Source organism: Nocardiopsis coralliicola (assembly GCF_054779695.1).
The window spans coordinates 25,659-39,510 of record NZ_BAAGXT010000036.1; the positions used below are offsets into that span (position 1 = coordinate 25,659).

The 13,852-nt window shown below is 74.4% G+C and carries 13 protein-coding genes; 4 read left to right on the plus strand and 9 right to left on the minus strand.

Annotated features, from left to right (window positions below; genetic code table 11):
* Window positions 1–104 precede the first annotated feature (104 nt).
* Entirely contained in the window at window positions 105–2,000 is a 1,896-nt protein-coding gene (locus ACYVGT_RS20945; protein ID WP_460861112.1) for an ABC transporter ATP-binding protein, read from the plus strand.
* A gap of 97 nt (window positions 2,001–2,097) precedes the next feature.
* Here the strand turns inward: ACYVGT_RS20945 and ACYVGT_RS20950 are convergent, their stop codons facing one another.
* Window positions 2,098–2,625: a (2Fe-2S) ferredoxin domain-containing protein gene (locus ACYVGT_RS20950; protein ID WP_460861114.1), complete on the minus strand. Its 528-nt coding sequence runs from the start codon at window positions 2,623–2,625 to the stop codon at window positions 2,098–2,100.
* Window positions 2,626–2,789: 164 nt separating this feature from the next.
* Between ACYVGT_RS20950 and ACYVGT_RS20955 the strand changes: the two genes are divergently transcribed.
* Window positions 2,790–3,611 (plus strand): ABC transporter ATP-binding protein, encoded by an 822-nt coding sequence (locus ACYVGT_RS20955; RefSeq protein WP_460861118.1) that lies wholly within the window; start codon window positions 2,790–2,792, stop codon window positions 3,609–3,611.
* Between the two features lie 253 nt (window positions 3,612–3,864).
* Here the strand turns inward: ACYVGT_RS20955 and ACYVGT_RS20960 are convergent, their stop codons facing one another.
* From ACYVGT_RS20960 to ACYVGT_RS20970, 3 genes are all read right to left on the minus strand, one after another.
* Window positions 3,865–4,074, minus strand: a complete 210-nt coding sequence (locus ACYVGT_RS20960) for an antitoxin (RefSeq protein WP_460861121.1) — start codon at window positions 4,072–4,074, stop codon at window positions 3,865–3,867.
* A gap of 127 nt (window positions 4,075–4,201) precedes the next feature.
* A complete protein-coding gene (gene mgtE, locus ACYVGT_RS20965; RefSeq protein WP_460861124.1) occupies window positions 4,202–5,542 on the minus strand; it encodes a magnesium transporter in 1,341 nt (446 codons plus the stop codon).
* A 214-nt stretch (window positions 5,543–5,756) separates the two neighbouring features.
* Window positions 5,757–6,860 (minus strand): PP2C family protein-serine/threonine phosphatase, encoded by a 1,104-nt coding sequence (locus tag ACYVGT_RS20970; protein WP_460861125.1) that lies wholly within the window; start codon window positions 6,858–6,860, stop codon window positions 5,757–5,759.
* Window positions 6,861–7,175: 315 nt separating this feature from the next.
* On the opposite strand from ACYVGT_RS20970, the gene ACYVGT_RS20975 reads away from it, so the two are divergent.
* Window positions 7,176–8,423, plus strand: coding sequence for a GNAT family N-acetyltransferase (locus tag ACYVGT_RS20975; protein WP_460861127.1), 1,248 nt, complete (start codon window positions 7,176–7,178; stop codon window positions 8,421–8,423).
* 90 nt (window positions 8,424–8,513) lie between these two features.
* On the opposite strand, the gene ACYVGT_RS20980 is transcribed toward ACYVGT_RS20975, so the two are convergent.
* Window positions 8,514–9,545 (minus strand): helix-turn-helix transcriptional regulator, encoded by a 1,032-nt coding sequence (locus ACYVGT_RS20980; RefSeq protein ID WP_460861129.1) that lies wholly within the window; start codon window positions 9,543–9,545, stop codon window positions 8,514–8,516.
* A gap of 42 nt (window positions 9,546–9,587) precedes the next feature.
* Between ACYVGT_RS20980 and ACYVGT_RS20985 the strand changes: the two genes are divergently transcribed.
* Window positions 9,588–11,003: an FAD-binding oxidoreductase gene (locus tag ACYVGT_RS20985; protein ID WP_460861131.1), complete on the plus strand. Its 1,416-nt coding sequence runs from the start codon at window positions 9,588–9,590 to the stop codon at window positions 11,001–11,003.
* Window positions 11,004–11,179: 176 nt separating this feature from the next.
* On the opposite strand, the gene ACYVGT_RS20990 is transcribed toward ACYVGT_RS20985, so the two are convergent.
* The 4 genes from ACYVGT_RS20990 to ACYVGT_RS21005 form a co-directional block, all read right to left on the minus strand.
* Window positions 11,180–11,647, minus strand: a complete 468-nt coding sequence (locus ACYVGT_RS20990) for a ribose-5-phosphate isomerase (RefSeq protein WP_460861135.1) — start codon at window positions 11,645–11,647, stop codon at window positions 11,180–11,182.
* A gap of 145 nt (window positions 11,648–11,792) precedes the next feature.
* On the minus strand, window positions 11,793–11,948 hold the full coding sequence (locus ACYVGT_RS20995) for a hypothetical protein (protein ID WP_460861139.1): 156 nt from the start codon (window positions 11,946–11,948) through the stop codon (window positions 11,793–11,795).
* Window positions 11,949–12,055: 107 nt separating this feature from the next.
* Window positions 12,056–13,477 carry an aldehyde dehydrogenase family protein gene (locus ACYVGT_RS21000; protein ID WP_460861141.1) on the minus strand — a complete coding sequence of 474 codons (1,422 nt, stop codon included), beginning with the start codon at window positions 13,475–13,477 and terminating at the stop codon, window positions 12,056–12,058.
* Between the two features lie 64 nt (window positions 13,478–13,541).
* Window positions 13,542–13,709 carry a hypothetical protein gene (locus ACYVGT_RS21005; protein ID WP_460861144.1) on the minus strand — a complete coding sequence of 56 codons (168 nt, stop codon included), beginning with the start codon at window positions 13,707–13,709 and terminating at the stop codon, window positions 13,542–13,544.
* Window positions 13,710–13,852: the final 143 nt, after the last annotated feature.

Below are 13,852 nucleotides of genomic sequence, written 5' to 3' on the forward strand. Positions count from 1 at the left end.
GAGGGCACGACCGGCATACCGCGCTCGCGAACAGCTCCGCGCGTCCTCCCCCGCGCCCGGCCGGCGGCGGCGTGCACTCCGCGCGCAGCTGAAAGAGGTCGACAATGGCGATGTCGGGTCCGCCGATCTACCGGTCCCTGGTGAACGACGGCAGTTCCACCGGATCCTCCCTGTCCCCCGGTGTGGTGCGCCGGGTCGCCGGCTATGCCCGGCCGCACTGGCGCTCGATCGTGCTGTTCCTGATCGGCACCTCGATCGCGTCCGGCATCGTCGTCGCCAACCCGCTGCTGCTCAAGCAGATCATCGACGACGGTGTCAGCCGGGCCGACGGCGGCCTGGTGGCCGCGCTCGCGGTGGCGGTCGGCGCGCTGGCGGTACTGGAGGCGCTGCTCGGCCTGGTCAACCGGTGGATGTCGGCGCTCATCGGCGAAGGCGTCATCTACCGGCTGCGCACCCAGGTCTTCGAGCACGTGCAGAAGATGCCGATCGCGTTCTTCACCCGGACCCAGACGGGCTCGCTGATCAGCCGGCTGAACACCGACGTGGTGGGCGCGCAGCGGGCCATCACCTCGGTGCTCCAGTCGGTGGTCTCCAACCTGATCAGCGTGGTCGCGGTGGTGTCGACGATGCTGGTGCTGTCCTGGGAGATCACCCTCATCGCCCTGCTGCTGGTGCCGCTCTTCCTCGTCCCCGCCAAGCTGATCGGCCGCCGGCTGGCCCGTATCTCGCGGGACGGGATGAACCTGAACGCCGAGATGAGCTCGCTGATGACGGAGCGGTTCAACGTCGGCGGCGCGATGCTGGTGAAGCTCTACGGCCGTCCGCGCGAGGAGTCGGCGGCGTTCGCCGACCGCGCGGCGGGCGTGCGCGACGTCGGCATCCGCCAGTCGGTGGTGGGCGGGCTGCTGTTCACCAGCATCGGCCTGATCACAGCGCTCGCGACGGCCGTCGTGTACGGCGTCGGCGGCACGCTGGTCATCGGCGGCGCGTTCGAACTGGGCACGCTGGTCGCGATGACCACGCTGCTCACCCGGCTCTACGCGCCGATCACGGCGCTGTCCAACGTGCACGTCGAGGTGATGACGGCGCTGGTCAGCTTCGACCGGGTGTTCGAGGTGCTCGACCTGAAGCCGATGCTGGCGGAGAAGCCGGACGCGCGCCCGCTGCCCGGCGGCGCGGTCGACGTCGAGTTCGACGGCGTCTCCTTCCGCTACCCGACGGCGGCCGAGTCCTCGCTGGAGTCGCTGGAGCTCACCCCGCAGGCCGCTGCCGGCGACGACGCGCAGGTGCTCTCCGGAGTGGCGTTCACGGCGCCCGCCGGCACGCTCACCGCTCTGGTCGGGCCGTCCGGCGCGGGCAAGTCCACGCTCACCCACCTGGTGTCCCGGCTGTACGACCCGACCGAGGGCGCGGTGCGCATCGGCGGGCTGGACCTGCGGGACGCGCAGGGCGACTCGGTGCGGGACGCGGTCGGCGTCGTCACCCAGGACACCCAGCTGTTCCACGACACCGTGGGCGCCAACCTGCGGTACGCGCGGCCGGACGCCGGCGACGAGGAGCTGGTGCAGGCGATGGAGGCCGCGCAGCTGGGCCACCTGCTGCGGACGCTGCCGGACGGCCTGGACACCATGGTCGGCGACCGGGGCTACCGGCTGTCCGGCGGGGAGAAGCAGCGGCTGGCGATCGCACGGCTGCTGCTGAAGGCACCGTCCGTGGTGGTGCTCGACGAGGCGACCGCGCACCTGGACTCCGAGTCCGAGGCGGCGGTGCAGGAGGCGCTGACGACGGCGCTGGAGGGGCGGACCTCGCTGGTCATCGCCCACCGGCTGGCGACGGTGCGCGACGCCGACCAGATCCTCGTCCTGGAGGACGGCCGGATTCTGGAGCGCGGCACGCACGAGGAGCTGCTCAGCCGCGGCGGCCTGTACACCGCGCTGTACCGGACCCAGTTCGCCGGCCAGGAGCGCGCGCAGCGGCCGGCCCAGCGCACGCACGCCTGAGGCGTCGCGCACGGCGCTCTCGGCCGCCTCCGCGGGGGCGGGCGGCCGGGGGCGCGGGCGGGCTCACGGCGCACGGCACGCGCGGCGCGGCGGGGGTTCAGGACGGTCCGGCCCTCTCTGCCTTCGCGCGCGCCTTCTTCCCGCTCTTCTTCCCCTTGGCCGACGGCTCGCCGCCGGCCTGATCAGCGCGCCGGCGCTCCTTCTTCCGCGCCTTCTTGTCCTTGGCGTCCTTCTTCTTTTTCTTCGCCTTCTTGGGCTTCTTCGCGTCCTTGGAGGTGACGTGGCCGGCCAGCTCCGCGGGCACCGGCGCGATGCCCGGTCCGCCCTCGAACACCCAGTCGTCGATCTGCTCGACCGCCGGGTCGTCGACCTCGCCGAACCAGACCGGGCGGCCGCCCGCAGCGCGCCCGGCCGACGACGGCTGGACCACCACGACGTTGCGCTTGAAGCAGATGCCCAGGCAGGTGCTGATCCGGACCGGGACCGGGCGAGCCGCGTGGTCCTCCAGCGAGCTGAGCCGCTCGAGCTGGGCCTTGTGGTCGATGCCGGGCGCCTTCTTCTTGCGGCCGCAGCAGCACCCGCGGCACACCACCAGCCGGCAGGGGCTGCCACCGACGCCGCTCACCGGTACTCCCCTCCCCCGCAGAGCCGGAATCCGTGCCGTCTGACGGATATACACCGCTCTGACCTGTTCATTCCACCGTAGCCGCCCGCGGGCCCGGACCGCGCCGGCGGTACGGTGGCGCGATCAGGCGCGGCGGCGCAGCAGCGGCAGTGGTTGGAGGCGGAGTGGGTTCACACGCAGGCGGCAGTCCGGTCGTGGCGGCCGAAAGCGTCGACCTGGTGCGGGACGGCCGCGCCCTGCTCGACCAGGTCAGCATGGTGGTGCGGCCCGGCGAGCACTGGGCGCTGCTCGGCCCCAACGGCGCCGGGAAGACCACGCTGCTCAGCCTGCTCGCCGCGGAGCGGCACCCGACCCGCGGCACCGTCGACATCCTCGGGTCGCGGCTGGGCCGGGTCGACGTCCGCGAACTGCGCGCGCTGATCGGCCACGTCAACCCGCGCCACGACCTGCGCTCCGGGCTGCGCGCCCTGGACGTGGTGCTCACCGGCGCGACCGGCACGATCGAGACGGCGCTGCGGTGGAGCCCCGCCCCGGAGCAGACCGACCGCGCCGCAGCGCTGCTCGACGTGCTGGGCGCCGCGGGCATCGCCGAGGCGAGCTGGACCACCCTCTCCCAGGGGGAGCGCGGCCGGGTGCTCATCGCGCGGGCGCTGATGCCGCGGCCGGCCCTGCTACTGATGGACGAGCCGGCCACCGGGCTCGACGTCGCGGCCCGGGAGCGGCTGCTGGAGGCGGTCGACCGGCTCCGCGCCGCCCATCCGGAGCTCGCCACCGTCCTGGTCACCCACCACCTGGAGGAACTCCCGGCCTCCACCACGCACGCGCTGCTGCTGCGCGGCGGGCAGGTGGTCGCGGCGGGTCCGGCCGACGAGGTGGTCCGGTCCAAGCCGATCTCGGCCTGCTTCGACCACCCGATCGGCATCGAGCGCCACGCGGGCCGGTGGAGCGCCCGCGCCGCGGCGGCCGACCTAGGGCGTGTTTGGTGAACAACTGTCCTGCTGCGCGTCGCCCTGGCACGCCCCTCGCGGCGTTCTCCTCAATCGACAGGGAAAACCCGCCCTGACTCACTCGTCGGCCTTGCGATGGGTGCACCAGGACACCGCTCGCGACGAACGCCATCCACCAAACACGCTCTAGGGACCGCCCGGATCTGACTCCGGGTCCGGCCCTGCCGCACGCTCGCGGGCCCGGACCGGGCGGCTCGCGCCGCGCGGTCCGGGCCCGCGTCGGGGTGTGCGGTCAGGAGTCGGTTTCGCCGCGGTCCTTGCGCGCCTGCTTGCGCAGGTACTCGGTGGCGGCGCCGCCGGCCTTGTCGATCTTGTCGTCGTGCTTGCCGCCGGTCTTCTCCTTGGCGAACTCGGCGGCCTTGCCGACCCCGTCTGCGACCTTCTCGCTGTTCTCCGCCGCGGCCTTCTTGACCTTGTCGAATGCGTCGCCGATCCCGGGCATGCGTCCCCCTTCGGTCGTCCGGCGGCGCCGGGAGAAGCGCGTCCTCCCGGTGCCCCTTGCCGACTGCGATACCCGTGGCCGGGGGCGGTCATGCAGGACGCCCCGCGACTGCGGGCCGATGTCCAGGTCAGATGTGCAGGACCATGCGGGCGATGGAGAAGTAGATGAGCAGGCCGGTCGCGTCGACGAGGGTGGAGACCAGCGGCGCCGACACCACGGCCGGGTCGACCCCCACCTTGCGGGCGAACAGCGGCATGCAGCTGCCGATGGTGGCCGCCCAGATGCAGATGACGATCACCGAGGCCGCCACGACCGAAGCGATGAGCCCGCCCACCAGCAGTGAGCCGATCACGAGGGCGACGCAGGCCAGCATGATGCCGAGGAGGAAGCCGACCCGCGACTCCTTCCACGCCACCCCGGGCAGGTCGCGCACCTTGACCTCGCCGACGGCCAGGGCGCGCACCACCGCGGTCGCCGACTGCGAGCCGACGTTGCCGCCGGTGCCGGTGAGCATCGGCACGAACAGCGCGAGCGCGGTCACCTGCTCCAGCGTGGCCTCGAACGCCTGCATCACGTTGACGGTGAGCGTGGCGGCCACGATGAGCAGCAGCAGCCAGGTGGCGCGGGACCGGGCGAGCCGGAACACCGACGCGGCGACGTAGTGTCCGGCGACCGGGCTGGCACCGGACTGGCGGGCGATGTCCTCGGAGTCGGCGGCCTCGATGACCTCGAGTGCGTCATCGAAGGTGAGCAGGCCGACGAAGCGCTCCTCGGAGTCCACGACCGGCAGCGCGACGAGGTTGGCCTCCTGCATGAGGCGGGCCGCGTCCTCGGCGGGCTCAGTGGCGCGCACCCGCGGAACGAGCACGTCGACGATGTCCTTGACCGGTTCGGCGTCGTCGGCGCGCACCAGGTCGCCGAGCTCGACGGTGCCGACGAAGCGGCGCCCGCTGCCGACGACGGGGAGCGTGTACACCGTCTCGGCGTTGGTGCTCTTGGCGCGCACCACCTCCAGCGCGCGGCCGACGGTGAGGTCGCGGTGGAGGACGACGGTCTCCGGCGTCATGTACCGGCCGACCGACTCCTCGGGATAGCCGAGCAGCGCCGCGGTCATCTTCCGCTCGGCCGGGCTGAGGCCGGCGAGCGCGCGGGTGGCGATCTTGGCGGGCGCCTCGCCGATCAGCCGGGCCCGGTCGTCGGGGTCCATCTCCTCGATGAGCTCGCGGAAGGCGTGGTCCCGCAGGCCCAGCAGGATCTCCTGCTGGTGGACGGGGTCGAGCTCCTCGAAGACCTCGAGCGCGCGGTCCTTGTCCAGCAGCCGGAACGGCACGATGGCCATCAGCACGTCCATGCGGGCGAGCTCGTCGGCGATCACATAGGGCGGATGGTCGGCGAGCCAGAGGCGTATCCCGGTGAGGTCGTTCTGTTCGATCAGCCGGGCGAGGTCGTTGCCGTCGTCTTCGGCCATGCCGAGCACCCCCTTCGCGCGCCGCGGGACGGTGTGCCGCCCGGAAGCGGACGCGCGGAAGCGCCGCGCAGTCGGCCGGGAGCACCCTGCGACCCTACCGCCGCACTGCTTCGCGCCGCCCCGAGCGGCGCAGGCCTGGCGCGGCGGAGCGGCCGCCGCCGCCCGGGTGCTCGCGCGGGCCGCCCTGGGCCGCCCGCGGGCCTGCGCCGCCGGGTCAGGTGCGCCAGATCACCGCGAGGGCGGTGTCGTCGGTCTCTCCCTTGGCCAGGGTGTCGACGACGCGCGCGGCGCCCTGCTTGAAGCCGGCCGCGAGCACGCCGTCGGCCACGCCGAGCAGCCGGTCCACCCCGGCATCGAGGTCTTCGCCGGGACGCTCGATGAGGCCGTCGGTGTAGAGCATCAGGGCGTCGCCCTGGCGCAGCCGGCCCTCGACCGGGGCGTAGTTCATCTCCGGGATGACGCCGAGCACCACGCCCTTGGCGTCGGTGGTGGACCACTGCCCGGCGCCGCTGTCGAACTGGACGGCGGGCGGGTGGCCGGCCGAGGTGATCCGGTAGTCCCCGGTCTCCAGGTTGAGGCTGAGGTGGACTGCGGTCACGAAGCCCTCGCCTTCCGCGGTGCGGATGAGGTGGTCGTTGCAGTAGGCGAGGAAGCGGTCGGCGGAGACGGAGCTGAGCATGCCGCTGAACGCGCCGGAGAGCAGCAGGGCGCGGGTGCCGGCGTCGATGCCCTTACCGGACACGTCGACGACGGCGAGGTCGAGCCGGTTCCCGTGCAGCCGGGACACGATGAAGTCGCCGCCGAAGGAGCTCCCGCCGGCCTGGCGCAGGATGGCGGTGGCGCCCCAGCCCGCCGGCAGCTCGGGCAGCCGGCCCTGGGCGCGCAGCCGGTCGCGCAGCTCCAGCAGCATCTTCTCCCCGCCGAGCCCTTGCACACCGAGCCGCTCGCGCACGCCGGACAGCAGATAGGCGAGCACGGCGGTGACTCCGATGGTGACCAGGAGCCCGGGGCCGACGTGGCCGAAGTCGAGGGCGAAGGCGGTGAACAGCAGCACCGAGGCGACGACGACCAGCAGGAAGGCGAGGCTCTTGCGTTTGAGGAGCAGCCCGCCGGCGAGGACGGTGAGGATGACGGCGCTGGGCGGGAACCACCCGGTGGGGCCCCAGACCGCGCCGACGCCGATGCCGACCGCGAGCAGGACCAGGGTGATGAGCACGAGCCGGTAGCGGAACAGCACCTTGCGGCGCAGGAACGCGGCACCGCGCTGCCACACGGAGCGGAGTCGTCGGGCGGTGGTGGCGGAGAGCCGTGCGTTCATCGTGCCCGCACTGTAGCGCGCGCACTCGCGCCGGGCACGCCGCCCCGGCGCCCGCCGCAACGGCACCCTCGGAAGGGGGCCGACCGATATCGGTGCAGCGTGCAGCCCGGAATACGCACAGCAGAACTCATGGTCCAGTATGGGCCGGATCGGCCGGCTACGTCAGCCGGTTCGGTATTTCGGCGGCGGCCGTCCACCGCCCGCACCCCGCCGGCCTGCGCGGCCGCTGCGGATGGCTCCGATCCGGCGGCGCGCCCCGGAACCGGGCGGGAAATGCGCTCGCGGCGGTCCGCGGCCCGGTGGTATCCAGCCAGGATGAGCGATCACCCCTTCACCCTGCGCCCGGTGACGGCGGAGGAGCTGCCCGCCTTCCGCCGCGTCACCGCCGAGGCCCTGCACAAGCCGGACCCGATCGACCTGCCGCCCAGCCTGCTCCTCGAACCGGAGCGCACCCTGGCCGCCTTCGACGGCGAGCGCATCGTCGGCGCCACCGCGCACTACGGCCTGGAGATGGCGATGCCGGGCGGGGTGCGGGAGGTCGGCGGCGTCAGCATCGTCGGCGTGTGGCCCACCGACCGCCGCCGCGGCGTGCTCACCGCGCTGATGCGCCGGCAGCTGGCCGGCTTCCGCGCGCGCGGCGTGAGCACGGCGGCGCTCTGGGCCAGCGAGGGCGGGATCTACGAGCGGTTCGGCTACGGCCCTGCGGCACGGCGGCTCGCCGCGCAGCTCGACCTGCGGGGGCTGCGGCTGCGCGACGCGATGCCCGGCGGCCTCGGGGCCCTGCCCGGCTCCGGCGAGGTGGAGCTGCGCTTCGGTACCGCGGCGGAGCTGCTGCCGCTGCTGCGCGCGTCGCACGAGGCGGCGTTCGCCGCGCGGGTCGGCGAGTTCCGCCGCACCGACGCCTGGTGGACGACCCTGCGCCGGCAGCTGGAGGACAAGGACGCGCCGCTGCCGCGTGCGGCGGTCGCCCTGGTCGGCGGCGAGCCGGCCGGACACATCGTCTACCGGGTCCGGCGCCACTGGCAGGACCACGGGCCGGCCGACTCCTCCGCCGAGGTGGTCGAGGTGTACGGGGAGCGGCCGGGGGTCCGCACGGCACTCTGGCGGCACCTGGCAGAGCGCGACCTGGTGACCCGGATCGAGGCGGAGATGCTGCCGGTCGACGACGTGCTGCTGCACCTGGCCACCGACCCGTTCCGGGTGCGCGCGCTGCTGGCGGACAGCCTGTGGCTGCGCCTGGTGGACGTCGCCGCGGCGCTCACCGAGCGCTCGTGGGCGGCGCCGGTCGACACCGTGCTGGAGGTCGCCGACCGGGACGCCCCGTGGAACGCGGGCCGGTGGCGCCTGCGCGCCGGCCCCGGCGGCGCCGAGTGCCTGCCCACCGGGGCCGAACCCGACCTCCGCCTGGACGTGTCCCGCCTCGCGGCCGCCTACTTCGGGGCCCACCGCCTCGCCGCCGCCGCGGACGCGGGCCTGGTCGATGAGCGCACGCCGTCCGCCGCGCACGCCCTCGACACCGCCCTGACCCTGCCCCGGGCCCCGCACTGCTCGGTCATCTTCTAGCCCGGCGCCGGGCCGGGCGCCCTCCGACTCCGGCGAGCCCACCCCGGCAGCCGCGCACCCGAACTGCCGCCGGGGTGGGCCGGAAGCGGGTCACGGCAGTGCTCGTCCCTCTCCCGTGTCCTGCGGCGGGCCGGCCGCGACCAGCTGCCCGCCCATCCGCGACAGCCGCGCCACGGCGTCCGGGTGGCCGCCGACCCCGGTCGTGGCGCCGAGAGAGGCGACCCGCGCGGCGTACTGGCAGACCAGGTCGAGGGAGTCGGCGCTGATGTGCACCCGGCAGGCGCCGGGGCCGTCCGGCTCGATGCGGCCCAGCACCGGACCGAACAGCCGGCGGCCGGCCTCCTCTGCGGGCAGCGCCAGCGCGATGTCGGCCGTGTAGCGGTAGACCGCCGCGCCGAACAGCTGCAGCATGAACGCGGCCGGGCTGGGCGCGGGCAGCTCCCTCGGCACGAACCTGCGGTGCGTGGTGCGCGGTTCGCGCACCCGGTCGACCCGGAACGTGCGCCAGTCGTCCCGGTCGGTGTCGTGGGCGAGGAGGTACCAGTTGCCGCCGTGCACGACGAGGTGGTGCGGCTCGACGCGGCGCTCGGTGGCCCGGCCGGACCGGGACTGGTGCACGAAGTCCGCCACGGCGCGGTCGAGGCAGGCGCCGGCCAGCACTCCCAGCACCGCGGGGTCGACGTCGGCCCCGCGCGGGTGCTGCACGGTGTCAGTGCTGCCGCGCACGGCCGCCAGCCGCGGCCGCAGCCGCGCGGGCAGGATCCGCTCCAGCTTGGCCAGCGCGCGCAGCGCGGGTTCACCCACCCCGGTCGCGGTGGTGAGGCCGACCGCGACGGCCACGGACTCCTCATCGTCCAGCACCAGCGGCGGGACCCCGCTCCCCGGCCCCAGCCGGTAGCCGCCGGCCGCACCGGAGACGCTCTCCACCGCGTAGTCGAGGGAGCGCAGGCGCTCGACGTCGCGGCGCAGGGTGCGCGGGCTGACGCCGAGCCGCTCGGTGAGCTCGGGGCCGGTCCAGGTGCGGCGCGTCTGCAGCAGGGACAGCAGGCGGAGCAGGCGCTGGGGGAGGTCGGCGCGGACGGATCGGCCCTGTTCGGTCATGTTCTCCACGATCGCACGCATCGCGGCCATGATGTGGCCGCGATGGTGTCTAGCGTGGCCGCCATGGAGACGACGAAGCAGACCACGCAGGACAGCGCCGAGCCGGCCGCCGCTGCCGAAGAGCTCGCCGCGGCACTGCGGCCGCGGACCACCGGGCCGGTGCACGTGCCGGGATCGGCCGGGTTCGATGCGCACCGGACCGGTGTGCAGCTGCTGGACGCGCACCGGCCGTCCGTGGTGGTGGCCGCCGAGAACGCCGGCGATGTGCGCGCGGCCGTGCAGACCGCGGCCCGGTTCGGGGTGCCGGTGGCCGCGCACCGGACCGGCCACGGGCGCGGTGCGGGCATGTCCGGCGGCGTACTGATCGCCACGGCCGGGCTCAGCGGCGTCCGGGTCGACCCGCGGCGGCGCACGGCGTGGGTGCCGGCCGGAGCGCGCTGGGCCGATGTCATCGGCGCAGCGGCTCCGCACGGGCTGGCACCGCTGTCCGGCAGCGCGCCCGGCGTCGGGGCGGTCTCCTACACGCTCGGCGGCGGAGTGGGGCTGCTCGCCCGGCGGTACGGGTTCGCGGCCGACCACGTGCACCGCATCGACCTGGTGACCCCGGACGGTGCCGCGCGGACCGTGGCGGCCGGCTCCGACGACGAGCTGTTCTGGGCCGTGCGCGGCGCCGGCGCCTCGCTCGGTGTGGCGACGGGCATCGAGATCGGGCTGTTCCCGGTCGGCGAGCTCTACGGCGGCAGCCTCTCCTTCGACGCGGCCGCGGAGCCCGGCGTGGTGGAGGCGTGGCGGTCCTGGTGCACGACGCTGCCCGACGAGTTCACCTCCGGGCTCTCGGTGGCCGGGTTCCCCGACGATCCGGCCTTCCCTCCGCCGGTGCGCGGGCGCACGGTGGCGCAGGTGTCGCTGGCCTGGTCCGGGCCTCCGGCAGAGGGCGCCGCGCTGGTCGAGCCGCTGCGGGCGGCGGCACCGGTCCTGGACGGCGCCCTCGGCCCGCTCCCCTACGCCGAATCGGGCCGGATCTTCAACGACCCCGAGGACCCGGCGGCATTCGCGGGCCGCAGTGTCCTCGTCGACGACCTGCCCGGCAGCGCCGGCGCCGGACTCGTGCACGCAGTCGCGGACGCGCCCTTCTTCACGGTGGCGGGGCTGCGCCATCTGGGCGGCGCGCTCGCCCGCCCGCCGGCGGTGGCGAACGCGGTCGGCCACCGCTCGGCCGCCTTCGCCGCGACGGCGCTGGCCTTCACCGGCGTCGGCGGCGACCCGGCCGACACCGCCGCAATGCGCGGCTTCCGCGATACGGCCGCGGGACTGCTGGCCGAGCACGCGGTCGGCCGCTCAGCGACACTGGCGTTCGGACCGCAGACGCCCGGAGAGGTCGCCGAGGCGTACGACCCGGCCGACCAGCCGCGCCTCACCGCGCTGGCCGCGCGGCTCGATCCGGACCGGATCCTGCACTCGCACCGGCCGCTGCACTGAGCGCGCAGGCGCACCGCCCCCGCTGGGACCCGCTCTGCCCCTGCAGCGCGCGAGCGCGCCGTGCGCCTGCCGTCCCTGGCCGGCGGCCTGCTCCGGGAACACAGCAGGGCCGCCGCTGCGTGCAAGCGCGCAGCGGCGGCCCTGGACCGCGCGGCGGGGTGCCGCGGAGGCTCCGGCTACGGGAGCGGCGGGAGCTCGCCGGTCTCCTCGTAGGTGCCGATCATGGCGATCCGGCGGGAGTGGCGGTCCTCGTCGCTGTAGGGCGTGGTGAGGAAGGCCTCGGCGATGCGGGTGGCCTCGTCCAGGGTGTGCTGGCGGGCGCCGATGCCGGCGACGTTGGCGTCGTTGTGCTCGCGGGACAGCACCGCGATCTCCTCGCTCCAGGCGAGGGCGGCGCGGACGCCCTGCACCTTGTTGGCGGCGATCTGCTCGCCGTTGCCGGAGCCGCCGATGACGATGCCGAGCGACCCCGGGTCGTTGGCGGTGCCCTCGGCGGCGCGCAGCACGAACGGCGGGTAGTCGTCCACCGCGTCGTAGACCGCCGGACCCGCGTCCACGACCTCGTACCCCCTCTCCTTGAGCCAGGAGACGAGGTGCTCCTTCAGTTCGAAGCCGGCGTGGTCGGATCCCAGATAAACTCGCACGCCCCCAGTGTGGCAGGTCAGCGCGCCTGCAGCGGCCAGCCCGCGCTGCCGCGGGGAGCTCCGCCGCGCACGCGAAGCGGCCCGCCCCGCGGTGCGGGGCGGGCCGCCGGTGCTTCCGGGCGCGGCGAGGCCGGAAGGGGCGCCGCTAGAAGGCGAACGAGCCGTTGGCCGCGTAGGCCACCGAGAGCCCGAGAACGGCGAAGAGGACCATGGAGATGACGGCGACCGCGTTGATCACCACGATGGCCTTGAGGTCCTTGGAGATCGGACCGGCCTTCGACACCGCGGGCTTGCTGCTCAACACACACCTGCCAATGATGGGGAACCCGGACAAACGTCGCCCACATGGTATTCCGGGTTCCCCACCGCTCGGCACCGGCCCCATCCGGCACCGCGGTCCCGGCAGGGCTACCGCTGGATCGCCTTGACCTCGCAGAATTCGTCCAGGCCGAACTGGCCCCACTCGCGGCCGGTGCCGGACTGCTTGTAGCCGCCGAACGGTGCGAGCGGATTCACACCGCCGCCGTTGACCGAGACCTGCCCGGCGCGCAGCTTCCGCGCCACCTCCAGGCCCCGCTCAGCGTCGCCCGACCACACCGCCGCGGCCAGGCCGTAGACGGTGTCGTTGGCGATCGCGACCGCGTCGTCCTCACCGGAGTGCGGGATCAGCGCCACCACCGGGCCGAAGATCTCCTCCCGGGCGATCCGCATGTCGTTGCTGACGTCGGCGAACACGGTGGGCCGGACGTAGTAGCCGCGGTCGGCGCCCTCCGGCGGCTCTGCCCCGCCGGTGACGATGCGCGCGCCCTCGGCCTCGCCCGCGTTGATGTAGTCGCGCACCCGCTTGAGCTGCTGCTCGGACACGACCGGGCCCATCCGGGTGGACTCGTCGAACGGGTCGCCGGTGGAGTACTTCTCGGCGGCCGCCTTGGCCAGCTCGACCGCCTCGTCGTAGCGCTCCCGGGGCACGATCATCCGGGTGAGCGCATTGCAGCTCTGGCCGGTGTTGCGCATGACGTCGGCGATGCCGTTCTTCACGGCCGCGCCGAGGTCGGCGTCGTCGAGGACGACGTTGGGCGACTTGCCGCCGAGTTCGAGGGCGACCTTCTTGACGGTCGCTGCGGCGACCTCGGTGATGCGCTTGCCGGCCCGGCCGGAGCCGGTGAAGGACACCATGTCGACGTCGGCGTGCGCCGCGATGGCCTCGCCCACCACCGGACCGGTGCCGCTGACCATGTTGAACACGCCGGCCGGCAGGCCAGCGTCGTGCAGCGCCTCGGCGAAGGCGTAGGCCCCCAGCGGGGCCACCTCGGTCGGCTTGAGCACGACGGTGTTGCCGGCGAGCGCGGCCGGGATCACCTTCAGGATGATCTGGTGGAGCGGATAGTTCCACGGGGTGATCGCACCGACGACGCCGAACGGCTCGCGCACGATCAGGGAGTTGTTCACCTCTTCGCCGGTGAAGTACTGCTCGCCGACGCGCTCGGCCACGTCGAGGAAGGTGCCCCACATCAGCTGGGGCAGGCCCACCTGGACCTTCGCGGAGAACTTGAGCGGCGCACCGATGTCGGTGGCGATGGTGGCGGCGATGTCCTCGGCGCGCTCGTTGAAGAGCTGGAGGCCGCGGGCGAGGACCGCGCGGCGCTCGGCGACGCCGGTCGCCGCCCAGCCGGGGAAGGCGGCCCGCGCGGCCGCGACCGCGCGGTCGACGTCGGCCGGGTCGCCGGCGGGCACGGTGTCGATGACGGTCTCTGTGGCGGGGTTGACGACGTCGAGGGGAGCATCCGACGCGGACGCCGTCCACGCGCCGTCGATGTAGAGGGATCGCATGTGGCCCCCCTTCCCGCATCGGGGGCCGGTTATGCGGCGGCGGGACGGGGCCCGCGGGCGGAGGTCAGCCCCAGTGCGGGGGCCGGTCCGCGGTCAGCCGCGCGGTGTCGTCGTCGGCGCCGGACTCGCCCCAGGAGTCGCCCCGCTCGTCATCGGTGATGTCCGGCAGGATCTCCAGGTCGTCGTCGAAGAACGAGGGGGCGACCCGGCGCTCCCCGTCGGGTGCTGTCATGGCGCGCCTCCGTGCGCTCGGCGGTGCGTCTCCGAGGGCCCGGCCGGGCCCTCGGAGACGCACCGCGTCAGGGTGGTCCGCCCCCAGTCTGCCGCGTGCCCGGCACCGCGGCGGCCGGTGCGGCCGGCGCGGGCAGCTGGGGC